Source organism: Rhizobium ecuadorense, assembly GCF_001187535.1.
Classification (GTDB): domain Bacteria; phylum Pseudomonadota; class Alphaproteobacteria; order Rhizobiales; family Rhizobiaceae; genus Rhizobium; species Rhizobium ecuadorense.
Genome location: NZ_LFIO01000971.1, coordinates 1 through 280, shown reverse-complemented (window position 1 = coordinate 280; position 280 = coordinate 1). Strand labels below are relative to the sequence as shown.

The following is a 280-nucleotide window of genomic DNA, read 5'->3' as shown; positions in this document are numbered from 1 at the left end:
TGCCTGTGCCTCGCTGACATCGCCCTGCTCCGCGTTGAAGTCGACATAGGCCGAGAGCACGGAAAGGCTGATATCGGCCGAAGCGTCGCGGCCATGCTGCTCGATATAGCGACGCGTCTCCACCGCCAGCAGCCGCACCTTGTCCATGCCGAAGCCGTTGCGTGGATTGGAAAGCGACATTCCGTATTCCAACATATGCGCCAGGAGATGGATATGTGCCCGCCGGTTTTCGCGCGACTCTGCGCCATCGATGAAGGAGGCGCGGCGGAAACGGCGATAG

The 280-nt window shown here is 61.4% G+C and carries 1 pseudogene; it reads right to left on the bottom strand.

Annotation, left to right across the window (positions count from 1 at the left end):
* Positions 1–180: pseudogene (locus AF337_RS45495) on the bottom strand (nitroreductase family protein); the annotation flags it as partial.
* Between the last annotated feature and the right edge of the window lie 100 nt (positions 181–280).